The sequence below is a fragment of the Sphingobium sp. B2D3C genome, assembly GCF_025961835.1.
Lineage (GTDB): Bacteria > Pseudomonadota > Alphaproteobacteria > Sphingomonadales > Sphingomonadaceae > Sphingobium.
The window spans coordinates 1,268,171-1,292,502 of the sequence record NZ_JAOQOK010000001.1 but is presented as its reverse complement, the minus strand read 5'-3'; the positions used below and the strand labels follow the sequence as shown (position 1 = coordinate 1,292,502).

Below are 24,332 nucleotides of genomic sequence, written 5' to 3'. Positions count from 1 at the left end.
CGCCTGCGACCGGGCAAAAACCCGGCGGAGTCTATGCGGTGCGAGTGATTGTCGAAGTCGGGCGACCGGCCTGAATCGCGTTTATCGGCGATTTCTACGGGCTTGCCAGAGCAAGGCTGATTAGAATCGCCGACATCTCCTTTCGACGCAGTTCGATTTTTTCTCCTTCGCTCAGTCATCAGGAAAGAGCGGATTACCCAACGATCGACCAGCAGAATCCGACCTAATCTAAAGCAGTTGCATTTGTCGGAGCAATCGATTGCAAAAATGTTTAGACAAAGTGTATTCATTTTCGTAAGTCGATATTGACGATCGACAGTAGGGCCGATCGCGCTGTCATATTGGGGAGGATCATGGCCGAAAATGGCTTCCGGCGCGCATCTGCGCTTGGCTTCGTGTCGTTTGCTGCGCTTGTTGCGTCGCAGGGTGTCAGCGCTCAGACGGGCACCGCACAGACCAATCAGTCCGAGGATGATGCCGCGAACACCGCTGACATTGTGGTGACCGGCACCCAGTTGCGCGGGGTTGCGCCGGTGGGTTCCTCGGTAATTGCAGTCGGTCAGCAGGAAATCCGCGACACGGGGCTGGCCACGACATCGGATATCCTCAAGACCATTCCGCAGGTGTCCGCCTTGGGGCCGGGCGAAGCCACGCTGGGCACTAACGTCAACAGCGCGACGCTCAACAGCACCCGCGCCAATGGCGTCAACCTGCGCGGCCTCGGCACGCAGGCGACGCTGACCTTGCTCGATGGACGCCGCGCGCCTCCGGGTGGCGTTGCTGGCCAACTCTTCGATGCCTCGGTGATCCCGGCCATCGCCCTCGAGCGGATCGACATCGTGGCGGACGGCGCTTCAGCCACTTACGGCTCGGACGCTGTCGCGGGCGTTGCCAACCTCATCCTGCGCCGCAACTTCGACGGGCTGGAGGCCAGCGCGCGTTACGGCTTCGCTGATGGCTATGACGAATGGCAGGGCAATGCCATTCTCGGCAAGAAGTGGGACACCGGATCAGTGATGATTGCCGGCGACTATTATTACCACAGCCGCCTGCGTCAGGAAGATCGCGCCGAACTGTTCCAGTGCGACCAGCGTGCTTTTGGGGGCTTGAACAACTGCGCCTTCACCAGCTCGCCGGGCAATGTGATCGATCCCGCGACGTTCACCCGCTATGGACTTCCGGGTGGCAGCGGTGAGAATTTGACCCCGGCGAATCTGTCTACGACGCCCAATTTTCAGCAAAGCTATGTGAACAATGATCTTCTGCCGCAGCTCAAACGCTGGAGCGTCATTGGCCGTCTCGATCAGGAACTGACGCCTGCGCTCAAGATGTGGGCCAGCGGCTTTTACTCCAAGCGGACCCTGAACCAGCGCGCGGGGTCTCTGACGCTGGGCGCCGCGACGCCCGTACCGAGCAGCAATCCCTATTTCATCGAGTTCGCGCCGGGGCAGACCTCGCAGATCGTCGAATATGCCTTTAACGAATATGGGCCGATCCAGGGCAACATCTACGAAAGCTCCTACCAGCTGGCGACCGGGTTCGATTATTCGCTGGATGGCAATTGGCAGCTTTCCATCTACGGCTCCCATGGCGCCACGGAAGGCGGCGCCAAGACGGACGGTTTCCTGAACACGGCTTTGCTCTCCGCCGCGCTGGCCGATTCCAACCCCGCGACGGCGCTGAACGTCTACGGGACCGGGCAGAACAGCCGCGATCAGATCGACCGCCTTGTCGCCTTCTTCGACGTGACCGGCCTCTACACGGTCGACCTCGTCAACGTGAAGACGGACGGTGCGCTGTTCAACATCGGCGGCGGCGCGGTGCGCATGGCGGTGGGCGGCGAGTTCCACCATGATTATTACCGCAACACCGCTGCCGAGAATATCAACGGACCGTCGCTCTCGCAGATCAACCTCTTTGGCGATACGGCCAGCTCTCGCGACGTCTGGTCGGCCTTTGCGGAGGTGAACGTGCCGCTGGTCGGTGCGGCCAATGCCATGCCGGGCATTGATCGGCTCGAACTCAACATTGCCGGCCGCTATGATCACTATAGCGACGTCGGCGGCACGACCAATCCGAAGTTCGGCATCCGCTACGATCCGGTGCCGGGCGTCTCGGCTCATGCCAGCTACGGCACCTCGTTCCGGGCGCCCACCCTGTCCGATACCAACCCTGCCAGCACAGCGACGGTGTTTTCCATCCCCAATTTCGGGCCGTTCGGCAATGTGATCGAATATGTCGGCGGCAATGCCGATCTCAAGCCGGAGAAGGCCACGACCTGGTCGGTTGGCGTCAAGTTCACCCCGCCGAGCAGCGGCTTCACGGCGTCACTGGATTACTTCAACATCGATTACAAGGACGTCATCGAGACCGCGCCGGTGTTCAGCGTGCAGGTCTTCACCGACCCGGCCTACGCGCCGTTCGTGACCTTCAACCCGACCGTTGCGCAGGTGAACGCGATCTACAATCTGCCCTGGGCGCCGCCGGCGATCATTGCAGCCTCGGATGTCGATGCCATTGTCGACGCCCGCCGCAACAATGTCGGCCGCATCAAGATGGATGGGTTGGATTTCCTGGCCAACTACGCGTTCGATCTGGGCGGTGGATCGGCCAATATCGGGGTCTCGGGCACCTATCTGCTCAGCTACGGGCGAGCGACCGGCCCGACCTCACCGACGGTCGACCGACTGAACCTGGCCAACTTCCCGCTGCGGTTCCGGGGCCGCGCCAATCTCGGGTGGCGGGGCGAGAATTTCGGCGCCACGATGTTCGTGAACTATACCAATGCCTACACCAACACGGTGGGCACCATCGCGCCATCGCAGTCGGTCGACTCCTACACGACGGTCGATCTGACGCTGACCTACGACGTGCCCAAGGCGGACGGCGTGCTGAGCGGCCTGTCCTTCTCGCTGAGTGCGCTCAACCTGTTCGATGCCGCGCCGCCCTTTGCGGCGATCGCCAACAATCAGGTCTATGACTCCACCGTGGCAAACCCGCTCGGCCGGTTTGTCTCGCTGACAGTCCGCAAAGCATTCTGACCCCGTGCCACCCGCGCCCTCCAGCAGGGCGCGGGTGGCCGGATTGCTCTCGACGGGCAGGGGCGAGCGCGCTACCCCGCCGACATGATCGACTGTCCCTCATCGCCGCTGGCCCTGCATCTGGATCGTGACGCGCTGATCGCCAATTGGCGCTGGCTGGCAGGGCAGAGTGGGGCGGCAGCCTGCGGGGCAGCCCTTAAGGCCAATGGCTATGGCCTGGGCGCGACCGAGGTTCTTCAGCATCTGCTGGCCGCCGGGTGCCGGGATTTTTTCGTCGCGACATGGCAGGAAGCGGCGGCTCTGCTGCCATTGCTGGAAGGCGCATCGCTCAGTGTGTTGCACGGGGTGCGCGCGGATGATTTGGCTTTTGCGCTGACAGCACCGGCAAGACCGGTGCTAAACAGCGCCGCGCAAGTCGCCCGATGGAAAGCTGCAGGCGGCGGCCCGTGCGATGTCATGATCGATACCGGCATGAATAGGCTGGGCCTACGCCCCGATGAACTTGGCGCTGGTGTGCTGGACGGGCTGCAGATCGAGACACTCTGCAGCCATCTCGCCTGCGCCGATGAAACGTCCGATCTGAACGCGGCGCAGCGCGCGCGCTTTGAGGCCGTGCGGCAGCAGGTGCCGGCGCGGCGCTACAGCCTGGCCAACAGCGCCGGCATTTTGCTTGGGAGCGATTACGCCTTCGATCTCACCCGGCCGGGGCTCGCGCTCTATGGCGGCCTGCCGACGCCAACTGCGACCGGCCATATCCGCCCGGTCGTGCGTCCCCATGCGCAGATCCTCCAGCGGCGCCGGGTCGAAGCTGGCGAAACAGTGGGCTATGGCGCGACCTTCACCGCGAAGGCGCCCGTCGAGACGGCGATCGTCAATCTTGGCTACGCAGACGGCTATCTGCGCGCTTTTGCCGGGGGAGGCGCGATGCTCCATGGCGGAGAGCGGCTGCCGCTGCTGGGGCGCGTCTCCATGGACCTGATCGCCGTCGATGTCAGCACGGCATCGGATTTGGAGGAAGGGGCGTGGCTGGAGGTGGCGTATGATCTGCCCAGCGCCTCAGCGCACACCGGTTTGTCGCAATATGAGTTGCTGACCGGGCTCGGCCAGCGGTTCGAGCGGCGCTGGGTTTAGTTATGAACCGCCCGCCAGCGCGCTCAAGGCAACGCTGACGGGCCTGTTCCTCATTCCGCGGTGTCGGAGGCCTCGCCCTCGGTCGCCGGCATGTCCGCCTCGACCTCGTCCGTGCTTTCCTCAATCCGAGCGGCACTCACGACATGCTCGTTCTGCGCAACGTCGAACAGGCGCACGCCTGCAGAACCACGGCCGATCACGCGCAGGCTGCTGAGCCCCATGCGGATGAGCTTGGCCTGATCGGTCACCAGCATGAGCTGATGCTCGCGGGTCGCCGGGAAGCTCGCCACGACCGGGCCGTTACGCTCGATATTGTCGATGTTGGTGATGCCCTGGCCACCACGCCCGGTGCGGCGATACTCGAAGGCCGAGGAGAGCTTGCCATAGCCATTGGCGCAGACGGTCAGGATGAACTGCTCGCGGGCGCGCAGGGCCTCGAAACGGTCGGCGGCCATTTTCGGCTCGCCCTCCTTCTCGCCCTTCCATGGAGCGAAGCGCAGATACTCCTCGCGCTCTTCCATGTCCTGGATGCCGGCACGCTGGAGCACGGAGAGCGAGATGACCTCGTCGCCTTCCTTCAGCGTCATACCCCGCACACCGGTGGAGTTGCGGCTCTGGAACTCGCGCACATCATCGCCGCGGAAGCGGATCGCCTTGCCCTGGCGGGAGGCCAGTAGCACGTCATCTTCTTCGCTGAGGAGCGCGACGCCGATCAGGCGGTCGTCGGCGTCCTCACCCTCAAACTTCATGGCGATCTTGCCGTTCGAGGGGATATTCGCGAACGCATCCATGCTGTTGCGGCGCACACTACCCTTGGCAGTGGCGAACATGACATGGAGCTGCGCCCATTCATTCTCGTCTTCCGGCAGCGGCAGCACCGTCTGGATGGTCTCGCCCTCCGCCAGAGGCAGCAGGTTGACCATCGGACGTCCGCGTGTGGCCGGCCCGCCTTCCGGCAAGCGCCAGACCTTGAGGCGGTAGACCTTGCCCAGCGTCGAGAAGAACAGCACCGGCGTGTGCGTGGAGGTCACGAACAGCTCGGTAACGACATCCTCTTCCTTGGTCGCCATGCCGGCGCGGCCCTTGCCGCCGCGGTTCTGGGCACGGAAGGTATCGAGCGGCGTACGCTTGATGTAACCGGACATGGTCACGGTCACGACCATGTCTTCGCGCTCGATCAAATCCTCATCCTCAATGCCGTCGGCAGCGGGGGCGAGGGTGGAGCGGCGCGGTGTCGCGAATTCGGCTTCGATCGCGTCGAACTCGGCGCGCATCACTTCGAACAGGCGAACGCGGCTGGCGAGAATCTCGAGATAGCCGGCAATCGCATCGGCCAGCCCCTTGAGCTCATTGCCGATCTCGTCGCGGCCAAGTGCCGTCAGCCGGTGCAGGCGGAGATCGAGAATGGCGCGAACCTGCGCGTCCGACAGATGATAGACGCTGCCCGAGGGCTCATCATCCGCGGCTTCGACCAGCTTGAGATAGGGCGCGATGTCCCCGATCGGCCAGGCGCGCGCCAGCAGCGCCTCGCGGGCCGCCGCCGGGCTGCTCGCCCCGCGGATCATGCGCACGACTTCATCGAGATTGCTGACTGCAATGACGAGGCCGAGCAAGATGTGCGCGCGGTCCCGTGCCTTCGCCAGCTCGAACTTGGTCCGGCGGGTGATCACTTCCTCACGGAAGCGCACGAAGGCCTCGATGATGTCGCGCAGCGTCAGCAACTCGGGCCGCCCGCCACGGATGGCGAGCATATTGGCGGGGAAGCTCGACTGGGCGGGCGTGTGTCGCCACAGCTGATTGAGCACCACATCCGCCGTGGCATCGCGCTTCAGCTCGATGACGACGCGAACGCCCTCGCGGTTGGATTCATCGCGAATGTCCGAGATGCCCTCGATCCGCTTGTCCTTGGCCGCCTCGGCGATCTTTTCGACGAGGCCGGCCTTGCCGACCTGGAACGGAATTTCGGTGAGGACGATCTGCTGACGGTCCCCGCGCAACGTCTCGATCACATGGCGCGAGCGCATGATGATCGATCCGCGCCCAGTCGTGTAAGCCGAGCGGGCACCGGACTGGCCGAGGATGAGCGCGCCGGTCGGGAAGTCCGGACCCGGCACGATTTCCATCAGCTCTTCAGCCGAGATCGCGCCATTATCCATGTACGCCTTGCAGGCGCGCAGCACTTCGCCGAGATTGTGCGGCGGGATATTGGTGGCCATGCCGACCGCGATGCCGCCCGCGCCGTTGACCAGCAAGTTCGGGAAGCGGGCAGGAAGCACCTGCGGCTCGCTCTCGCTGCCATCATAGTTCGGCAGGAAATCGACCGTGTTCTTGTCGAGATCGTCGAGCAGCGCATTGGCGACCTTGGCGAGGCGCGCCTCGGTGTAGCGCATGGCCGCCGGCGAATCCGGGTCCATCGAGCCGAAATTGCCCTGACCGTCGATGAGCGGCACGCGCATCGACCAATCCTGCGTCATACGCGCCAATGCGTCGTAGATCGAACTGTCACCGTGCGGGTGGTATTTACCCATCACGTCGCCGACGATGCGGGCCGATTTGCGGTAGGGCTTGTTATAAGTGAAGCCCATTTCGTGGGCGCCGAACAGGATGCGGCGATGCACGGGCTTCAGCCCGTCGCGCACATCCGGCAGCGCGCGGGACACGATCACCGACATGGCGTAGTCGAGATAGCTCGACTTCATCTCATCGACGATGTTGATCGGGCTGATATCCGAGGGTTCGGCGAGGATTGTCTCGTCGCTCAAGCGTTTTCTCTTATGATTACGTGGTGGGAACTCGAAGCGGTGTGACTAGCCCGCGACTGCAGAAAAGGCCAGAGAAAAGGGCAAAATTGCACGCTGTCTCGAACCGGTCGAAGCCGAATGGGGGCGGGAGCGCGACGGCTTGCGGATTTCCCATGCCAACCGGCGTCGCGCCCTCATGACAAGCTCCGGAACCGTGGTTATAGCGACATTCAATTCCCGTTCACGCGTGATCCTGCAGTGCAGGCTCATGAAGTCAGCGGGATCCGCGACTTGGGGGCCGAGATCTTAGTTCTGGAGGAATATTTGATGCGTCTGTTCAATACCACTGCTCTTACGATCACCCTGGCCGCGTTTGCGGTGGGCGCCTTCGCAACGGCTCCCGCATCGGCGCAGAGCCGGGATGGCAAGCAGGCCGAACAGAGTTCGGCACCCAAGATTTCGCTGAGCCGCGGCTTCCAGAAGGGAGCGGTCGAAGCCCAGGAGCTGGTGAAGAAGCAGGATTTTGCGGGCGCCAAGGCGAAACTGGACGAGATCCAGTCCACGGCGACGAAACCCGACGATCGCTACTTCTTCGGCAGCCTGCTGCTGCAGGTCGGCATCAACCAGAAGGATGAGGCCATCCAGCGCCAGGCTCTGGAAGCGATGATCGACTCCGGCATGACGCCGGCGACCGAAGTGGCGAAGTTCCACTATTTCGTCGGCCAGTTCGCCTTCAACGCCAAGCAATATGATCAGGCCCGCACCCACTTCCAGTCGGCCATCGACGGCGGTTACGGCGGCCCCACGCCCGACGTGCTGATCGCCAACACCTATTTCAACGAGGCGCAGGACCAGATCGTCAACAACCAGTTCACCGATGCCGGCAAGGCGAAGGTGGAGCAGGGCCTGCCGCACCTCAAGCGCGCGATCGAACTGCAGAAGGCATCTGGCCAGCCTGTCGATGCAAGCTGGTACAACAAGGGCCTGAGCATGGCGGTGTTCGCCAAGTCGCCCACGCTCTCCGACTGGACCAAGCTGGCACTGCCGGTCAGCGGCACGCCGGACAACTGGGCGCTGGTTCTGCGGATGTTGCAGGACGAATATCCCAATGCGACCCGCGACGAGAGCATCGACATCATGCGTCTGATGGCGGCCACCAAGTCGCTCAAGAGCGCCTATAACTACAATGAATATGCAGAGGCGGCCAATCGCCTCGGCCTGCCCGGCGAGGTCAAGGCAGTGATCGATCAAGGCCGCTCCAGCGGTGTTCTGAGCGGCACCACGCTGTCCGACCTCTATCAGGTCGCGACCAGCGGGATCACGCAGGATCGCGCATCGCTGGCAACCTCGGAGAAGAGCGCAGCGTCCGCCGCCACCGGCAAGCCTGCCGCCAACACCGCTAGCGCCTTCATGAGCTATGGCGACAATGCCAAGGCCGTCACCTTGTATCGCCTGGCGCTGCAGAAGGGCGGCGTGGATGCGGACGAGGTGAACACGCGCCTCGGGATCGCGCTGGCACGTTCGGGCGACAAGGCCGGCGCTCTCGAGGCATTCGGCAAGGTCAGCGGCACCGGCGTGCGCAAGCGTACGGCCGACCTCTGGACGGTTTGGCTGAACAGCTCCAACGCCTGAACCCCTGCGGTTCGATTGAAAAAAGTTAGAATGCCGGCGGCTCTGTCGCCGGCATTTTTGCTGGGCGTTGGACGGACTGCCTCAGCCCTCAGCCACGCCGGGGCTCAGCGGCCGACCGGAACGCCTGGCAGGTTCTTGGACGTGCGGATCGTTAGCGACGTCTTCACGCTGGCCACATTGGGCGCTTGCGTCAGCTGCGAGGTGAGGAATTGCTGGAAGCTGCGCAGATCCTGCGCCACCACCTTGAGGATGAAATCGATCTCGCCATTCAGCATGTGGCATTCGCGGACCTCCGGCAGCGCCGCGACATGGGCCTCGAACGCCTGCAAATCCTCTTCCGCCTGACTTTTCAAGCTGACCATGGCGAACACCGTCGTCGTGTAGCCCAGGGCAACCGGATCGAGATGGGCGTGGTAGGAGGCGATGAAGCCGCGATCCTCCAGGCTTTTCACCCGGCGCAGACAGGGCGGGGCGGTCAGGCCGACGCGCCGTGCCAGCTCGACATTGGTCAGGCGACCATCCTCCTGAAGCAGGTCGAGCAATTTGACGTCGGTCTCATCCAGCGAACTACCGGGCATAGAGGACATTTCCTTTCACGGTAGATGTTCTTGCAGACATATAATGTCGCTGCAACGTAATTGTCCCACAATGCAACGTCCCATTTTTTAACGCTAGGCGGGTCGGTTTACCATCAGTACACGCGGTTCCGTTACAGGGGCCAACTGAATGCGTTTCAACGATCTTCTGCGGACGGTGCTGGCCAATGGCGGCGAGGGCACAGGTGCCGCCGTGACGCGCTGGCGCCAGTGCATGGATCTGCTTGCCCAATATGATGTCTCCGGCGCGGAAACCCAGAAGCTTTCACTGGACGAGGCGCACACCATCCTGACCATCCTGCAGGAGGCACGCCCGAAGGTGAGCCTGGAAGGCCGCATCGCATCTGTCGTGGAGCTTGGGTCCAGACTCCGCTCCCCCACGCTGGTGCAGTGGCTGGCGGGCGACCATCCTTCGGTTGTCGTGGCGATGATGAAGTCGGTCCGGCTGACCGGCGAAGACTGGGCCGCGATCATACCGCATCTGGGTCCGCTGGCGCGCAGTGTTCTGCGTCGCCGTCCGGATCTGCCGGAAGCCGCAATGGCCGCGTTACGACGCTTCGGCGAAGTCGATCTGTCGCTGCCGGCGGCCGAGGTTCGGCAGGCGGAAGCGGGCACGCCGGGTGCGGACCGGATCGTTGCGACCGCAGAGCTTGATCGCTCGGGCAGCACGGACGAGGCAAGCCAGATCGGCCGTCTCGTTGCGCAAATCGAGCGGTTCAAGAAGGCGAACCCGTTCAAGGCGGCCGGCGCCGCTGACCCGGTGCCGGATGCGGTCCAGCCAGAGTCTCGGGTCCAGGACACGCCGGAGCCCGATGTCGACAGATTTCGGTTCGAGACCGATGCCTCGGGCCTCGTCCGCCTGACCGACGGTGCATTTCCGGAAGCGATCATTGGCCTCAGCATTGCGACGCCGGGCGTGGATGTCAGCCATGGAGTGGATGGCGCCACGCTTGGGGCATTTCGGCACCGCGCCGCATTCGAGAATAGCCGCCTGACCTTGCAGGACGGTGCGCTGGCGGGCGAATGGCGCATCTCCGGCGAACCGCATTTTGACCGACAGAGCGGTCGCTTCCGGGGCTATACCGGCATTGCCCGGCGTGAGCGGCGGTTCGAGGCGCCGGTTCGCCCCATCGACACGCAGCCGAGCGACGAGGGCGCGACGCTCTCTGCCACCAGCACGCGGCAACTGATCCATGAGTTGCGCACGCCGTTGAACGCCGTGCAGGGCTATGGCGAAATGATCGAGGCGCAGATCCTGGGCCCGGTCCCCGAGGTCTATCGCGACATCGCCCGGGCCATCCTGGCGGATGCACGGGCATTGCTGACGACCTTCGACGATCTCGACGCGGCAAGCCGACTGGAGCGGGGAGACCTCTCGGCCCAGCAGGATGATGTCGATCTGACCGCTGCCCTTCACAGGGTGGTGGACGCGGCCGGCTTTGGCCAGACCGTCAATCTCTCGGTCGAGAGCGGTTCCAGCCTTGTACATGGCGACCGCAACCAGATCGAACGCATGTTGAATCACCTGATCCGCATCGGCCATGCCGGCTTGGCTGCGGGGGAACAGCTTGTCCTGTGCGTCTGTCCGGCGCCGGAGCGCGCCTCCGTGAGCTTGACGATGAGTCGCCCGACGGCCTTGCGGGGCATTGAGGCGCGCGCCTTTCTCGAACAGGGTTATGTGGTCGAGCAGCGTCTCTATGGCGACACGCCGCCGCTCGGCCTTGCGTTCACTCTCAAACTGGTGCGGGGAATCGTCCGCCATCTCGGCGGGGAGTTCGCCATCACGGCACAGGCCTTCGGCATCGTGCTGCCGACCGCGCCCGAGGCCTATCGCGAGCAGGGCCATAACGGCTGATCCGACGCCTGTTCGCTCCGCTCGCCACCATGCATCAAGACTTGCCAAGCAGGATCGCCGCAAGCTAACGCGCCCAGAGCCGGCGCCATGCGCTGCGGTGGAGAATGGGGCCTGTAGCTCAATGGTTAGAGCTGGCCGCTCATAACGGCTAGGTTGCGGGTTCGAGTCCTGCCGGGCCCACCATCCATCGAAGAGCGGACGTTGCTGCGCCTTGCGCTTGCCGCAAAGGCAGAGCGACCGCCCGGCCCAATCATGGCCGCGCGGGTTATGATATTCAGAAAATAAGGGAAAAGTGGTCGGGGAGACAGGATTCGAACCTGCGACCCTCTGCTCCCAAAGCAGATGCGCTACCAGGCTGCGCTACTCCCCGATCCAGGGCGGGCCTTAGCTTTCGCTTTGCCCTTGATGCAAGCACAAAGGCCGCGCCGATGCCGGATGTACCCGGTGGCGAGGCGGCGATGATCGCAAGGAGATCACCGGTGCCTGTAACTGGCGGGCACGATCCAAACGGCATTGCCGGTGACCGTACCACCAAATGTAAAGGCGGCGCCGATGATCGACGCCGCCCTTGAACAATGCGCAGAAGCGCAGTCGCAGATTACTCTGCTGCGTTCGCCGCGTTGTTCGAGACGTTGGCGAGGTTGTCCATCGCGTTCGCAGCATTGTCAGCAGCGTTGGCAGCGGCGTCCAGCTCGTTCACAACCAGCTCGTTGGAGACGTTGTTGGTCTCAGCAGCCGGCTTCTCGCCGCACGCTGCAAGGCTCATGAGCGCGATCGCGGCGCCGGCCACAGCAAACTTCTTCATATTATTAGGCTCCCATAGCAAAGGTCGTGCACAGCAAAGGGCACGAGCGGCCCAATTAACGCATGCCGCGGGGAAATCAATAGCCTTATCAACCAAAGTGCTTGGCAATAAGGCACGGTTTTTCGCGTGGGACAGCGCTTTTACAGCGGGGAGGCGGAGAGTGGTGGAGCGGCACAAGCCGGGATTTGCCAATGGACCCGCCGTAAGCTAACCGGGCGCCAATTCAAAGACACTCCATTCCGCTCAAGAGGACCGTTTCCCGATGGCCGTCCAGTACAGCTTTGTCATGAAGGGTCTGACCAAGACCTTCCCCGGCGCAAACAAGCCGCTTTTCAATAACATCCACCTTCAGTTCCTGCCGGGAACGAAGATCGCGATCATCGGCGTCAACGGCGCCGGTAAATCGACGTTGATGAAGGTGATGGCCGGCATCGACAATGATTATACCGGCGAGGCCTGGGCCGCCGAGGGGATTCGCGTCGGCTATCTGCCGCAGGAGCCGCAGCTCGACCCCGACAAAACGGTGATCGAGAATGTGAAGGACGGCGTGCGGCCTGTCGCCGATCTGGTCGACCGGTTCAACGAGATCAGCGCGATCATGGGCGATCCGCCGGAAGATTGCGATTTCGACGCGCTGATGACCGAGATGGGCGAGCTTCAGGAGAAGATCGACGCGGTCGACGGCTGGACGCTCGACAACCAGCTTGAGATCGCCATGGAGGCGCTGCGCTGCCCGCCGGGCGACTGGAGCGTCGACAATCTCTCGGGCGGTGAGAAGCGCCGTATCGCTCTGTGCCGCCTGCTGCTGGAAAAGCCGGACATCCTGCTGCTCGACGAGCCGACCAACCACCTCGATGCCGAGAGCGTCCAGTGGCTGGAGCAGCACCTGATCAATTACACCGGCAACGTGATTCTCGTTACCCACGACCGCTACTTCCTGGACAACGTCGTCGGCTGGGTGCTGGAGCTGGACCGCGGTCGGGGCATCCCGTTCGAGGGCAATTATTCGAGCTGGCTGGACGCCAAGGCAAAGCGCATGGCGCAGGAAGAGCGCGAGGATGCCGGTCGGCAGAAGGCGATCAAGGAGGAGCTGGAGTGGATCCGGCAGTCGCCCAAGGCGCGCCAGACCAAGAGCAAGGCGCGTATCCGGGCGTTCGACGAGTTGGTCGAGAAGCAGGAGAATCGCGCGCCGGGCAAGGCCCAGATCGTCATCCAGACACCCGAGCGCCTTGGCGGCAAGGTGATCGAGGCCAAGAACCTCACCAAATCCTATGGCGACAAGCTGCTGTTCGATGATCTCTCCTTCACGCTGCCGCCGGGCGGCATCGTCGGTGTGATCGGCCCGAACGGCGCGGGTAAATCTACGCTCTTCCGGCTCATCACCGGGCAGGAACAGCCCGATTCGGGCAGCATCGAGGTCGGGCCGACCGTGCGCCTGGGCTATGTCGACCAGAGCCGCGATGCGCTCGATCCGAATCATAACGTCTGGGAAGAAATCTCCGGCGGCCATGATCTGATGACCATCGGCAAGCATGAGTTGCAGACGCGCGCCTATGTCGGCGCCTTCAACTTCAAGGGGCCGGACCAGCAGAAGAAGGTCGGCCAGCTATCGGGCGGTGAGCGCAACCGCGTCCACATGGCCAAGATGCTCAAGGAGGGTGGCAACGTCCTCCTGCTCGACGAACCGACCAACGATCTCGACGTCGAGACGCTGCGCGCGCTGGAAGACGCGCTCGAGAACTTCGCCGGCTGCGCTGTGGTCATCAGCCACGACCGCTTCTTCCTCGACCGCCTGGCGACTCACATCCTCGCTTTCGAGGGGAACAGCCATGTCGAATGGTTCGAAGGCAATTTCGAGGCCTATGAGGAAGACAAGCGCCGCCGCATGGGCGACGCGGCGGATCGCCCGACGCGACTCGCGTACAAGAAGCTGACCAGGTAACGAGGTTGCGGAGCAGGGCGGGGAGCTCGGTGAGTCAGAGACTCATCGCCGCTCCCGCCAGGCCGCTCGGCTGCCCCTTACTGCAGCATTGGAGCCGATCTGGTGTTGCGGCGGATGGCTTTGACGGACAAGGGGTCGTCACCGTGCTGGTGATTTGGACCAACAGCTCCACCAGCGTCCGCCGACTCGGCGCGGATCGACCCAATGTGGCTAGAGCGCTGGATGTCGGCGTGACGCCAGACTACGCGTTGCGCCACTGGCCGGTGGCGATCACCGGCAGGCCCTCAACACTGCGATTATACTCATAGGTCCAGACCCGGCGCCCACTATCCAGCAGGTCAACCTCGATGCGGCGATACTCTGACGCGCCGGGCTTATCGGGATCGTACAACTCGTAGACATCCATCTTCTCGAGCAGCAGTGGATCGCGGATGCCGATCAGTTCGCCATGCACCACGCCGGACTCGCCCGTTACCAGGCCGGGATAATCACCCAGATGATAGAGCCGGCCGACCACCCGGTCCGGCCCGAGGCGGCGAACGCCGCCCTCCATACCGAGCGCCGCGAAGCCCGGGCCACCTGTCATCAATAGTCCGTAGACGAAGAAGGCGACTTCTGTGTCCATTGCCTATTCGAACGGAGCGAAGTCGCCGCTCTGCTCATCGAGCACATGCAGGACGCCATCGGATATGGCGAAGAATGCGCCTCGCAGGGCCAGCGCACCGCTGGCTTCCTTTTCCGCGATCCACGGGAACGTGCGCAGATTAGCGAGGCTGACCTTGACGGCCGCCAGTTCCATCGCCCGGCCCGCCGCGCCGCCATGGTCGCTGCCATGCGTCGCGACGACCTCTGCCCGCGCATCATCGAGCAGGGATATCCAGTTCGCGATGAACCCGCCCTCGCCGGGCGCCGCATCGTGCATAGCCCGGGTGAGCGCCGCGTTGCAGCCGCCGCACATGCCGTGGCCCATCACAAGAATTTCCCCCACGCCAAGGAACTGCACGGCGAACTCGACGGCAGCGGAGACGCCGTGCCGCCCGGGATTGGTCTCGAACGGCGGGACCAGCGCCGCCACGTTGCGGACGACGAAGATTTCCCCGGGACTGGTGTCGAAAATCTGGGTCGGATCGACGCGGCTATCCGAGCAGGCGATCACCATCACGCGGGGGCTCTGGCCCTCGCTTAGTTCCGCCCAGCGCGTGCGCTGTTCAGACCAGTCCTGACCGCGAAACCGGCGATATCCTTCGAGCATGTCTGTGAACTGTACCATGGCAATTTCTTTGCCGATGATCGTGGGGGCTGGCAAGCGGGCTTTGCGGTCGCTATCTGGGCGGCATGAACGATCTCTCGTCCGATCCCGCAGGCTTCCGCCCGCGCAAGCCCGACTGGATCCGCGTCAAGGCGCCGGTCAGCGCCGGTTATGAAGCCACACGCAAGCTGATGCGGGACAAGGGGCTGGCGACGGTCTGCGAAGAGGCGGCCTGCCCGAATATCGGCGAGTGCTGGACCAAGAAGCACGCCACGGTGATGATCCTGGGCGACACCTGCACCCGGGCGTGCTCTTTCTGCAATGTGAAGACAGGGATGCCCCGGCCCGTCGATCCGCGGGAGCCGCAGAATCTGGCCGATGCCTGCGCCGAAATGGGTCTTGAGCACATCGTCGTGACGTCGGTGGACCGCGATGATCTGGCCGATGGCGGGGCGGGCCAGTTCGTGAAGGTGATAGAGGCGTTGCGCCGCACGACGCCGGAAACGACGATCGAAATTCTGACGCCGGATTTCCGCAACAAGCATGAGGCCGCCGTGGAGGCCATCGTCGCGGCGCGGCCGGATGTCTATAATCACAATCTGGAGACCGTGCCCCGGCTGTATCCCACGATCCGCCCGGGCGCGCGCTACTATGCCTCGCTGCGGCTGCTGGAGACGGTGAAGCGGCTCGATCCCTCCATTTTCACCAAGTCCGGCATCATGCTGGGCCTCGGCGAACAGCGCCTTGAGGTCCATCAGGTGATGGACGACATGCGCTCGGCGGATATCGATTTCCTGACCATGGGCCAGTATCTGCGCCCGACGCCCAAGCACGCCGCCGTGGCGGAGTTTGTGACCCCGCAAGCGTTCAAGGCTTATGCCGCTATCGCGCGGGCTAAGGGCTTCCTGCAGGTCGCTTCCAGCCCGCTCACCCGCTCAAGCTATCATGCCGGCGATGACTTCGCCCAGATGCGAGCCGCGCGCGAAACTGCGCTCGCCAAAGCCGCGATGAAAAGCAGCCTCTGAACGCTCATGCCCAAGCATAACGAAACACGCCACCTGCCTTACTCCCCCGAGCAGATGTTCGATCTGGTCGCAGACGTCGCCTCTTATCCGGAGTTCCTGCCCTGGGTCAGCGCCATGCGCGTCCGTTCGAACAGCGACACGGAGATGCTGGCGGACATGGTGGTCGGCTTCAAGGGGCTGCGGGAGACCTTCACCTCGCGCGTCGTGAAGGAGCGACCGCACCATGTGCATGTCGATTATGTCGACGGGCCGTTGCGCCATCTCTCCAACGACTGGCGCTTCCGGCCGGACGGGGAGGGCGGGGTGCTGATCGACTTCGAAGTCGATTTCGCGTTCAAGAGCCGCATGTTCGAGATGCTGGCCGGTCAGGTGTTCGACAGGGCGCTGCGTAAGATGATCGGCGCTTTCGAAGAGCGGGCGGCGGCCCTTTACGGCGCGGATGCCTCGGGCAGCAGCAGTTCGAGCGCACATAGCGCCGCCTGAAGCCGCACCTTCGCGCGGCCTTCATCCTCGAATTTCCGCAAGTCGGCGACGGCATCGGCATCCTGCATGCCCTTTTCAGCGCGGGCGAACACGACCGTGCCTACAGGCTTCAGCTCCGTTCCGCCATCTGGGCCGGCCACGCCGGTGATCGAGACGGCGACATCGGCGCCCGTCCGGTTGAGGGCGCCATGGGCCATCGCCCAGGCGGTGGCGATGGAGACCGCCCCGAAGGCATCGATCACATCTTCGCTCACACCGAGCAGCATGACCTTCTGCGCGTTGGAATAGGTCACGAAGCCTGCCTCGAAGACCGCCGACGAGCCCGGAATTTCGGTCAATGCAGCCGCGACGAGTCCCCCGGTGCAGCTCTCCGCCACCGCCACAGTGCGGCCAATGGCGCGGTTCTCTGCGATAACGCGGCGGGCCAAGGCAACGAGTTCGGGCGGTAGAACGCCATCGGCTTGGTTCAGGGTCGACTCACTCATGATCGTCCACGCATGATCGCATCGGGGTGAAAAGCCAACGCCAATAATGACGGCCTTGATGAGCGGGAACGGTGGTGGGCCGCATTTGGTTGCCTTGGGGCCGCGTCACGATGCCGCTTCAGCATCGTCGTCCGGCAGGCGCAGGGTGACGACCGCCTGCGCCGCGATGCCCTCGCCGCGGCCGGTCAGCCCCAGTCGCTCGGTCGTGGTGGCCTTCACGCTGATCCGGGCTTCCTGCAACATCATGATCTCCGCCAAGCGGGCGCGCATCGTCCCGCGATGCGGCCCGATCTTGGGCGCCTCGCAGATGATCGTCACGTCGACATGCTCGATCTGCCCGCCACGCGCCAAGACGCGATCGCAGGCGAAGGCCAGGAACCGATCCGAAGCCGCGCCCTTCCATTGCGGATCGCTGGGCGGGAAATGGCTACCGATATCCCCCTCGGCCAACGCGCCAAGCATCGCATCGACCAGCGCATGGATCGCCACGTCGGCATCGCTATGGCCGGAGAGGCCATGACTGTGGGGGATCTGCACGCCGCACAGCCAGAGGTCTTCACCTTCCACGAGGCGGTGCACATCGAAACCCATGCCAACGCGCGTGCTCATGCCGACCGTCAATAGTCGCTCCATCCGTTCATGATCGCCCGGTCCCGTGATCTTCTCAAGCGCGCTGTCGCCCGGCACCAATGCCACGTCGATGCCCGCGCGCCGTAGCATCTGGGCGTCGTCGGTCGGTTCTTCGGACCCCGCCCAATGCCGGTGGGCGGCCATGAGCGCGGCAAAATCGAAGCCCTGCGGCGTCTGCACGCGCGCGAGGGTCGACCGGTCGACCACCTGGCCGGCCTCATCGCCACCGGAGCGGACCAGTGTATCGACCACCGGGAGCACCGGAACCACGCACCGCGCGCCATCGGCGAGGGCGTCGAGCACTCGGTCGATGACGGCAACCGGAAGCAGAGGCCGGGCGCTGTCATGAACGAGCACATGGCCGATGCCCGGCTCGCTGCCGGCCAATGCCTCCAGGCCGGCGCGAACCGAGAGGCGCCGGCTGCTGCCACCTGCAACGATCGTCAGACCTTCCGCGCGGGGACCGAGCAGGCTGCGCATCGCATCCTCGCTGCCCGGCGGCACGACGAGCGCCACAGGGCCAACGCCGGGATGGGCGCGCAACGCATCCAGCGCATGGGCCACAACCGGCTTGCCGGCGAGCGTTCGCACCTGCTTGGGTGTCTCGTGACCGGTGCGCAAGCCGGCACCGGCAGCGAGCAAAATCGCGGCTGACAGGCCTGCGCGAGGGGCTTGATCGGGCATGGAGGGGCGCTTAGCGCACGGCTTGCTTGCCCGCCAGCGTCATTCGCGGTAAAGGCTGCCTGTTTTTTAGGCAATATTCCGGTCATGACGCTGCTCAAACCCATTCAGATCGGTCCCGTGCGGATCGAGACACCGGTCGTTCTTGCGCCCATGACGGGCGTGACCGACATGCCGTTTCGCACGCTCGTGCGGCGCTATGGATCGGGCCTTAACGTCACCGAAATGATCGCCTCGCCCGCGATGATCCGCGAGACGCGGCAATCGCTGCAGAAGGCCGCTTGGCACCCGGTCGAGGAACCGGTGTCGCTTCAGCTCGCCGGCTGCCAGCCCACTGAAATGGCTGAGGCAGCCAAGCTCAATGCCGATCGGGGCGCGGCCATCATCGACATCAACATGGGCTGCCCGGTGAAGAAGGTGGTGAATGGCGATGCCGGCTCGGCGCTGATGCGTGATCTGCCGCTCGCTGCCCGGCTGATCGAGGCGACCGTGAAGGCGGTTGACGTGCCGGTGACCGTCAAGATGCGGATGGGCTGGTGCCATGACAGCCTGAACGCGCCAGAGTTGGCGCACATCGCCGAGGATTTGGGCGCCAAGCTGATCACGGTTCACGGGCGGACCCGCAACCAGATGTACAAGGGCAGCGCGGACTGGGCGTTCGTGCGCCGCGTCAAGGATGCGGTGAAGTTGCCCGTCATTGTGAATGGCGACATCTGCTCGCTCGACGACGCGCGCACCGCGCTGGCGCAGAGCGGCGCCGATGGCGTGATGATCGGGCGCGGCGCCTATGGCAGGCCGTGGCTGCTCGGGCAGGTCATGCAGGGTCTGGTGAGCGGCCGGACCGTCGAGAACCCCAGTATTGCCGAGCAATATGCCGTGATTGTCGAGCATTATCGCGCGATGCTCGACCATTATGGCGAGACGACCGGCGTCAACATGGCCCGCAAGCATCTGGGCTGGTACACCAAGGGCCTGCCCGGCTCGGCCGAGTTCCGCAACATGGTCAATCAGGTGCCGGATGCGGCGACCGTGCTCGATATGCTGGAGCGCTTCTACGCCCCGTTCGTGACGCACCCTGAACGGCTCGATCAGGAACCGGAACAGGCCAGGAATGCAGCCTGAGGCCGATTTCAGGGCTGGGGCGGATGCGAGTGCGCCGGCCCGATCCCTGCCTGCCGCTGCCGAAATCGTCTCCGCGCATCCCGTCGCGACATTGATGATCGATCCGGACGGCCGGATCGTCTTGGCCAATGCCCGCGCAGAGAATCTGCTCAATATGGCCCGCTCGGCACTGGTCGGCAGCGCCATCGGGCGGGTGCTGCGCATTGCCGATCCACGCGTCGATGCGGCGATCTGGATGACGGACAAGCCGCTGTCTGCCTATGATATTCAGGTCCATGCCGGGCGGAATGAAGCGCTGGAGATGGATATTCTCATTCATCCGCTGCTGGAGGACGATCGCTGGCGGATCGTCGCCCTGCATGTCCATGGCCAGTCGCAGGCACTCGGCACGCGGCGCACATCCATGGGCGTGCGCTCGGCGACCGGCGCGGCCGCGATGCTCGCCCATGAGATCAAGAACCCGCTTTCGGGCATTCGCGGCGCGGCGCAATTGCTGGAGGGCGATGCCGGGGAGGCAACCCGTCCGCTCACCAAGCTGATCTGCGACGAGGTGGACAGGATCGCCGCCCTGATCGACCGGATGCAGCATTTCACCAGCAATCAGCCGCTCGAATGCCGACCGGAGAATATCTATCCGCTGCTCGACCGGGCCGTGGAACTGGCGTGCGCCGGGTTCGCCCGCAATTGCACGATCACCCGCACCTATGACCCGTCTCTCCCATTCGCACAGGTGAATGGCGACGCGCTGGTGCAGATCATGCTCAATCTGGTCAAGAATGCGGTGGAGGCCGTGGATGGCATGGCGGATGGCGCGGTTCAGGTCGCGACCGCTTATCGCCATGGCCTGTCGGTGATGGGCGCGCGCGGCAAGGGCGCCGCACCGCTGCAGATCGAGATTCAGGTGATCGACAATGGCCCCGGCGTGCCGGACAATATTCGCGATGTGCTGTTTAACCCCTTCATTTCCAACAAGCGCAGCGGACAGGGCCTTGGCCTAGCGCTGGTCGACAAGCTGGTGCGCGATATGAACGGCCTTGTGCAATATGAGCGCGACAAGGTGGCCGGGCGGTCGATCTTCCGGGTTCTCCTGCCCATGGGAGGGAGCCTATGACGCGCCTGACCGGCAAGGTTCTGGTGGTCGATGACGATCCGGCGATCTGCATGGTCGTCAGCGAGGCGCTCAAGCGGCAAGGCCACATCATCCGCACCGCCGGCTCGATAGCCGAGCGCCATGAGGCGCTGGCGAGCTTCACGCCCGATGTGCTGATTACCGACGTGATCCTGCCGGACGGCGATGGTCTCGATGATGTCGGCAATATTCTGGCTTCCGAGCCTGACCTCAAGGTCATCATCCTCTCGGCGCAGAACACGCTCAACACGGCCGTACGCGCCACGGGGCAGGGGGCATTTGAATATCTGCCCAAGCCGTTCGATCTGAATGAGCTTAGCCGCGCGGTAGCCGAAGCCCTCAGTGTTCGGGCCAAGGGCAAGCTGGCGGAACCGGCGGCTGGTGAGGGCACGGACGACGGCCTGCCCCTCATCGGGCGCTCGCCGCAGATGCAGGAGGTCTATCGCACGATCGCGCGGGTGGTGGGCAATGATCTCAACATTCTGGTTCTGGGCGAATCCGGCACCGGCAAGGAACTGGTGGCCGAGGCGATCCACAGCCTGGGGCCGCGCCGCAATGAACCCTTTGTGGCGATCAACATGGCCGCCATTCCCCGCGAACTAATCGAGGCCGAACTGTTCGGGTACGAAAAGGGCGCTTTTACGGGTGCCTTCGCCCGAACGGCGGGCCGGTTCGAGCAGGCCGAGCGCGGCACGCTGTTTCTCGACGAGATCGGCGACATGCCGATGGATGCGCAGACGCGGCTGCTGCGGGTGCTCCAGTCCGGCGAAATCACGACGGTGGGCGGGACAAGGCCGGTGCGGGTCAACGTGCGCATCATCGCCGCCACCAATCAGGATCTGCCGACGCTGATTAGCGAAGGCCGGTTCCGCGAAGACCTGTTCTACCGGCTCAACGTCGTGCCGATTCGCCTGCCAGCGCTGCGCGAGAGAACGGGTGATGTTGCAATCCTCGCACGGCATTTCCTCGATCAGGCGGTCTTCGAGGGGTTGCCGAGCAAGCTGCTCTCCGAGCAAGCCGCCGCGCTGCTCGAGCGCTATGATTGGCCCGGCAATGTGCGCGAACTCCAGAACCTGATGAAGCGCCTGACCGTGCTCACGCGCGATCAGGAAATTCAGGTCCAGCATGTCCGGCAGGTGCTGCGCGTGCAGGACAGCGTGGGCGACCCGGCGGACAGCAGTGCCGCCGATCTTGCGGACGCGGCGCGGCGCTGGGCGCGGGATCACCTCGCGGTCGGCGGTAATGCGAGCCCTTGCGAGCTTTACGACCGGCTGCTCGACGTCATCGAACCTGTGCTCCTGAGCGAAGTTCTCGCCGCGATGGATGGCAACCAAATCAGGGCAGCGGCCACACTGGGGCTCAATCGCAACACCTTGCGCAAGAAGCTCAACCATTATGATATCGACCCCACCATGCCGCTGCGCCATCGCTGATTGCGGTGCGATAGACCGGGGCCGGCCAGCGCCGTAACTTCCACCATCGCGCGTTAAGCGTGTTTGCTCCGCCACGCCGATGTTGTATCGGTGCCACGATGGATCAAAGATCGACCGTGCTGGACAATGTGAGCGATCCGTCGCGGCCGTTGCGCATCTGGCAGCGGCTCAGTCGTCTGGCTGTTCCGCTCACAGCGGGGGTCTTTGTCGCCACGGCGGGGTTCACCTGGTGGTTGCTCACCCGTCCGCAGGATGATGATACATTGCTCAGCGCCGCCGTGGTGGCGCTGCTGCTGGTCCTCAATCTTCTCCCCGCTATTCTGCTGCTCGTTCTGCTTGGGCAGAGGATAGCCCGTCGGCGCGCCAATCGCAGTCTCGTGGGCGGCAATGGGCGGCTGCACGTCCGCCTCGTCGCCCTGTTCTCGGTGATCGCGAGCCTTCCGCTCCTGCTCGTCGTGATCTTTGCCTCGCTGCTCTTCCAATATGGCGTGCAGTTCTGGTTCTCGGCCGACGCGCGCGGCATGCTCCAGAACGCCTCTGATCTGGCGCGCGGTTATTATCAGTCCAACCTCAAGGAGTTGAGCGACGAGACGGTGACGATGGCGGGAGACCTGCGCAATTATCTCTCCCAATCAAGCATTTCCAGCCCATCCTTCGCGGAGGGTTATATCTATCAGGTGGTCACGCGGAAACTGAACCGCTCAGCGATCATCGAGATCGGCAAGGATGGCGTCGCGCGGACGGCAGCGACGGTCGATCCGGAACGGCAGACGGCCACGGATATGCTGACGCCGGAGATCATCCGCGATCTGCGCAATGGCCAGCCCGTCGTGGTGCAGGCCAAGCCCAACCAGATCGAAGCCTTTGTGCTGCTCTATCCCGAGTCCAACACATTCCTCTACGCCACCCGCGATTCGGCCGTTTCCGCTTTCAGCGAGATGGAGCGCGCCCAGGCCGTGCTCGCTGATTATGACGAGTTTGCGGCGCGGTCCCGGCAGTTGCAGCTCCGGTTCAACATTGCGTTGTTCATCGGCACGTTGATGCTGGTCGGCACGGCAGTGTGGATCGCGTTGGCCGTGGCGGATCGACTCGTTCGACCGGTGGGAGAGCTGGTGGATGCCGCCCGGCGTGTGACGGCAGGCGATCTGTCGGCGCGGGTCACCGATTCCCATTCCCGCGACGAGTTGGGCACGCTGGCAAGCGCGTTCAACCGGATGACCCAGCGACTGGAGGCGCAGACAGGCGCGCTCGTTTCGGCCAACAACCAGCTCGCCGATCGCCGGGCGCTGATCGAAGCTGTGCTGTCGGGTGTCAGCGCGGGCGTGGTGTCTGTCGACCGTGATGGCACCATCCAGATCCTGAACAGCTCGGCAGCGGGTCTGCTCGTGCGCCCCGGCGAACAGGCAGTCGGCCAACGGCTTGCCGATGTGTCCGAGGAGCTGGCAGCGCTGATGGAGGCCGGCACCGGTGCCGACATCATCCAGATCCGCGCCCGGGGCGAGGTGCGCACGCTCGCCGTCCGCGTGGTCGTCGAGGATGGCAATCAGGTGCTGACTTTCGATGATATCACCGAGCAACTGCTCGACCAGCGCCGCGCCGCCTGGTCCGATGTCGCCCGCCGCATCGCCCATGAAATCAAGAATCCGCTGACCCCGATCCAGCTCGCCGCCGAGCGGTTACAGCGGCGCTACGGCAAGGAGATCGAGTCCGACCCCAGCACCTTCCGCCGCCTGACCGAGACGATCGTGCGGCAGGTCGGCGATCTGCGCCGTATTGTCGATGAGTTCACCTCCTTCGCACGCATGCCCAAGCCCGTCTTCCGGGAGGAAGCGGTGATCGACATCGCCCGCCATGCGATGTTCCTGCATGAGGTCGCGCACCCCGAGATTACTTTCACCTTCGATAGCGAGGAAGCCGATCCGGCCTTGGTCTGCGACCGCCGGCAGATCGGCCAGGCGCTGACCAATATCGTCAAGAACGCGGTCGAGGCCATCGAGCAGCGGCATCTTGCCGACACGCCGAAGGGGGAAGGCGATCAACCGCCCGCCAATGCCCCGCATGGCCATGTGACGATGCTCGTGCTGCGTGAGGAAGGGCAGCTCGCCATCTCCGTGACCGACGACGGCATCGGCCTGCCCGAGCAGCGCGAGCGGATCATCGAACCCTATATGACGACGCGCGCCAAGGGCACCGGCCTCGGGCTCGCGATCGTGAAGAAGATCGTCGAGGAACATTTCGGCTCCATCACCTTCGGCGATGCCGAAAGCGGAGGCACAGTCGTGACTCTCCGCTTCGACGTGGAACGGCTGTCGCGCCTCGCCGAGGGCGACGAGAGGGCCGAGACAATATGAA

At 63.9% G+C, this 24,332-nt stretch carries 18 protein-coding genes and 2 tRNA genes; 12 read left to right on the top strand and 8 right to left on the bottom strand.

The window, feature by feature from the left end; genetic code table 11:
- Positions 1-353 precede the first annotated feature (353 nt).
- Together M2339_RS05965 and alr are read left to right on the top strand one after the other, a co-directional pair.
- Complete coding sequence (locus M2339_RS05965) at positions 354-3,041, top strand: TonB-dependent receptor (RefSeq protein ID WP_264587222.1); 2,688 nt, start codon at positions 354-356, stop codon at positions 3,039-3,041.
- Between the two features lie 84 nt (positions 3,042-3,125).
- Complete coding sequence (alr, locus tag M2339_RS05960; protein WP_264587223.1) at positions 3,126-4,172, top strand: alanine racemase; 1,047 nt, start codon at positions 3,126-3,128, stop codon at positions 4,170-4,172.
- 50 nt (positions 4,173-4,222) lie between these two features.
- Here the strand turns inward: alr and gyrA are convergent, their stop codons facing one another.
- Positions 4,223-6,934 carry a DNA gyrase subunit A gene (gyrA, locus tag M2339_RS05955; RefSeq protein ID WP_264587224.1) on the bottom strand — a complete coding sequence of 904 codons (2,712 nt, stop codon included), beginning with the start codon at positions 6,932-6,934 and terminating at the stop codon, positions 4,223-4,225.
- Positions 6,935-7,240: 306 nt separating this feature from the next.
- Here gyrA and M2339_RS05950 point away from each other — a divergent pair, with 306 nt between their 5' ends.
- The gene (locus tag M2339_RS05950) at positions 7,241-8,545 is read left to right on the top strand and encodes a hypothetical protein (protein WP_264587225.1); all 1,305 of its coding nucleotides are present in this window, start codon (positions 7,241-7,243) and stop codon (positions 8,543-8,545) included.
- A gap of 104 nt (positions 8,546-8,649) precedes the next feature.
- On the opposite strand, the gene M2339_RS05945 is transcribed toward M2339_RS05950, so the two are convergent.
- Positions 8,650-9,123, bottom strand: a complete 474-nt coding sequence (locus tag M2339_RS05945) for an Lrp/AsnC family transcriptional regulator (protein ID WP_181559673.1) — start codon at positions 9,121-9,123, stop codon at positions 8,650-8,652.
- A gap of 148 nt (positions 9,124-9,271) precedes the next feature.
- Between M2339_RS05945 and M2339_RS05940 the strand changes: the two genes are divergently transcribed.
- Positions 9,272-10,996, top strand: coding sequence for a sensor histidine kinase (locus tag M2339_RS05940; protein WP_264587226.1), 1,725 nt, complete (start codon positions 9,272-9,274; stop codon positions 10,994-10,996).
- Between the two features lie 107 nt (positions 10,997-11,103).
- Positions 11,104-11,179 (top strand) — tRNA-Ile (locus M2339_RS05935).
- Positions 11,180-11,289: 110 nt separating this feature from the next.
- Here M2339_RS05935 and M2339_RS05930 read toward each other — a convergent pair.
- Positions 11,290-11,366, bottom strand: a tRNA-Pro gene (locus tag M2339_RS05930).
- A gap of 228 nt (positions 11,367-11,594) precedes the next feature.
- Positions 11,595-11,801: a hypothetical protein gene (locus M2339_RS05925; RefSeq protein WP_181559675.1), complete on the bottom strand. Its 207-nt coding sequence runs from the start codon at positions 11,799-11,801 to the stop codon at positions 11,595-11,597.
- Positions 11,802-12,063: 262 nt separating this feature from the next.
- Between M2339_RS05925 and ettA the strand changes: the two genes are divergently transcribed.
- Positions 12,064-13,743, top strand: coding sequence for an energy-dependent translational throttle protein EttA (gene ettA, locus M2339_RS05920; RefSeq protein WP_264572842.1), 1,680 nt, complete (start codon positions 12,064-12,066; stop codon positions 13,741-13,743).
- Between the two features lie 241 nt (positions 13,744-13,984).
- Here the strand turns inward: ettA and M2339_RS05915 are convergent, their stop codons facing one another.
- Together M2339_RS05915 and M2339_RS05910 are read right to left on the bottom strand one after the other, a co-directional pair.
- On the bottom strand, positions 13,985-14,368 hold the full coding sequence (locus M2339_RS05915; RefSeq protein WP_264572843.1) for a gamma-glutamylcyclotransferase: 384 nt from the start codon (positions 14,366-14,368) through the stop codon (positions 13,985-13,987).
- 3 nt (positions 14,369-14,371) lie between these two features.
- A complete protein-coding gene (locus tag M2339_RS05910) occupies positions 14,372-15,013 on the bottom strand; it encodes a carbonic anhydrase (RefSeq protein ID WP_264587227.1) in 642 nt (213 codons plus the stop codon).
- A 65-nt stretch (positions 15,014-15,078) separates the two neighbouring features.
- Here M2339_RS05910 and lipA point away from each other — a divergent pair, with 65 nt between their 5' ends.
- Together lipA and M2339_RS05900 are read left to right on the top strand one after the other, a co-directional pair.
- Positions 15,079-16,017: a lipoyl synthase gene (lipA, locus tag M2339_RS05905; RefSeq protein ID WP_264587228.1), complete on the top strand. Its 939-nt coding sequence runs from the start codon at positions 15,079-15,081 to the stop codon at positions 16,015-16,017.
- Between the two features lie 6 nt (positions 16,018-16,023).
- The gene (locus M2339_RS05900) at positions 16,024-16,500 is read left to right on the top strand and encodes a type II toxin-antitoxin system RatA family toxin (protein WP_181559680.1); all 477 of its coding nucleotides are present in this window, start codon (positions 16,024-16,026) and stop codon (positions 16,498-16,500) included.
- Here the strand turns inward: M2339_RS05900 and M2339_RS05895 are convergent.
- Positions 16,446-16,985, bottom strand: a complete 540-nt coding sequence (locus tag M2339_RS05895; RefSeq protein ID WP_264587229.1) for a CinA family protein — start codon at positions 16,983-16,985, stop codon at positions 16,446-16,448. The genes M2339_RS05900 and M2339_RS05895 overlap by 55 nt on opposite strands.
- 105 nt (positions 16,986-17,090) lie before the next feature.
- A complete protein-coding gene (locus M2339_RS05890; RefSeq protein WP_264587230.1) occupies positions 17,091-18,299 on the bottom strand; it encodes a bifunctional 2-C-methyl-D-erythritol 4-phosphate cytidylyltransferase/2-C-methyl-D-erythritol 2,4-cyclodiphosphate synthase in 1,209 nt (402 codons plus the stop codon).
- Positions 18,300-18,383: 84 nt separating this feature from the next.
- Here M2339_RS05890 and dusB point away from each other — a divergent pair, with 84 nt between their 5' ends.
- The 4 genes from dusB to M2339_RS05870 all read left to right on the top strand — a co-directional run bounded on the left by dusB (position 18,384) and on the right by M2339_RS05870 (position 24,331).
- Positions 18,384-19,418, top strand: coding sequence for a tRNA dihydrouridine synthase DusB (gene dusB, locus M2339_RS05885; RefSeq protein ID WP_264587231.1), 1,035 nt, complete (start codon positions 18,384-18,386; stop codon positions 19,416-19,418).
- Positions 19,408-20,529, top strand: a complete 1,122-nt coding sequence (locus M2339_RS05880) for a two-component system sensor histidine kinase NtrB (RefSeq protein WP_264587232.1) — start codon at positions 19,408-19,410, stop codon at positions 20,527-20,529. Before dusB ends, M2339_RS05880 begins: the two co-directional genes overlap by 11 nt.
- Positions 20,526-21,980, top strand: coding sequence for a nitrogen regulation protein NR(I) (ntrC, locus tag M2339_RS05875; RefSeq protein WP_264575761.1), 1,455 nt, complete (start codon positions 20,526-20,528; stop codon positions 21,978-21,980). Before M2339_RS05880 ends, ntrC begins: the two co-directional genes overlap by 4 nt.
- A gap of 98 nt (positions 21,981-22,078) precedes the next feature.
- Complete coding sequence (locus M2339_RS05870) at positions 22,079-24,331, top strand: ATP-binding protein (RefSeq protein WP_264572850.1); 2,253 nt, start codon at positions 22,079-22,081, stop codon at positions 24,329-24,331.
- The last annotated feature ends 1 nt before the right edge of the window (position 24,332 follow it).

What these genes read in the sequence shown, in the direction of transcription:
- M2339_RS05965 (WP_264587222.1), top strand. Translation starts at nt 354, where the DNA reads ATGGCCGAAAATGGCTTCCGGCGCGCATCTGCGCTTGGCTTCGTGTCG.
- alr (WP_264587223.1), top strand. Translation starts at nt 3,126, where the DNA reads ATGATCGACTGTCCCTCATCGCCGCTGGCCCTGCATCTGGATCGTGAC.
- M2339_RS05950 (WP_264587225.1), top strand. Translation starts at nt 7,241, where the DNA reads ATGCGTCTGTTCAATACCACTGCTCTTACGATCACCCTGGCCGCGTTT.
- M2339_RS05945 (WP_181559673.1), bottom strand. Translation starts at nt 9,123, where the DNA reads ATGCCCGGTAGTTCGCTGGATGAGACCGACGTCAAATTGCTCGACCTG.
- M2339_RS05940 (WP_264587226.1), top strand. Translation starts at nt 9,272, where the DNA reads ATGCGTTTCAACGATCTTCTGCGGACGGTGCTGGCCAATGGCGGCGAG.
- M2339_RS05925 (WP_181559675.1), bottom strand. Translation starts at nt 11,801, where the DNA reads ATGAAGAAGTTTGCTGTGGCCGGCGCCGCGATCGCGCTCATGAGCCTT.
- ettA (WP_264572842.1), top strand. Translation starts at nt 12,064, where the DNA reads ATGGCCGTCCAGTACAGCTTTGTCATGAAGGGTCTGACCAAGACCTTC.
- M2339_RS05915 (WP_264572843.1), bottom strand. Translation starts at nt 14,368, where the DNA reads ATGGACACAGAAGTCGCCTTCTTCGTCTACGGACTATTGATGACAGGT.
- M2339_RS05910 (WP_264587227.1), bottom strand. Translation starts at nt 15,013, where the DNA reads ATGGTACAGTTCACAGACATGCTCGAAGGATATCGCCGGTTTCGCGGT.
- lipA (WP_264587228.1), top strand. Translation starts at nt 15,079, where the DNA reads ATGAACGATCTCTCGTCCGATCCCGCAGGCTTCCGCCCGCGCAAGCCC.
- M2339_RS05900 (WP_181559680.1), top strand. Translation starts at nt 16,024, where the DNA reads ATGCCCAAGCATAACGAAACACGCCACCTGCCTTACTCCCCCGAGCAG.
- M2339_RS05895 (WP_264587229.1), bottom strand. Translation starts at nt 16,985, where the DNA reads ATGAGTGAGTCGACCCTGAACCAAGCCGATGGCGTTCTACCGCCCGAA.
- M2339_RS05890 (WP_264587230.1), bottom strand. Translation starts at nt 18,299, where the DNA reads ATGCCCGATCAAGCCCCTCGCGCAGGCCTGTCAGCCGCGATTTTGCTC.
- dusB (WP_264587231.1), top strand. Translation starts at nt 18,384, where the DNA reads ATGACGCTGCTCAAACCCATTCAGATCGGTCCCGTGCGGATCGAGACA.
- M2339_RS05880 (WP_264587232.1), top strand. Translation starts at nt 19,408, where the DNA reads ATGCAGCCTGAGGCCGATTTCAGGGCTGGGGCGGATGCGAGTGCGCCG.
- ntrC (WP_264575761.1), top strand. Translation starts at nt 20,526, where the DNA reads ATGACGCGCCTGACCGGCAAGGTTCTGGTGGTCGATGACGATCCGGCG.
- M2339_RS05870 (WP_264572850.1), top strand. Translation starts at nt 22,079, where the DNA reads ATGGATCAAAGATCGACCGTGCTGGACAATGTGAGCGATCCGTCGCGG.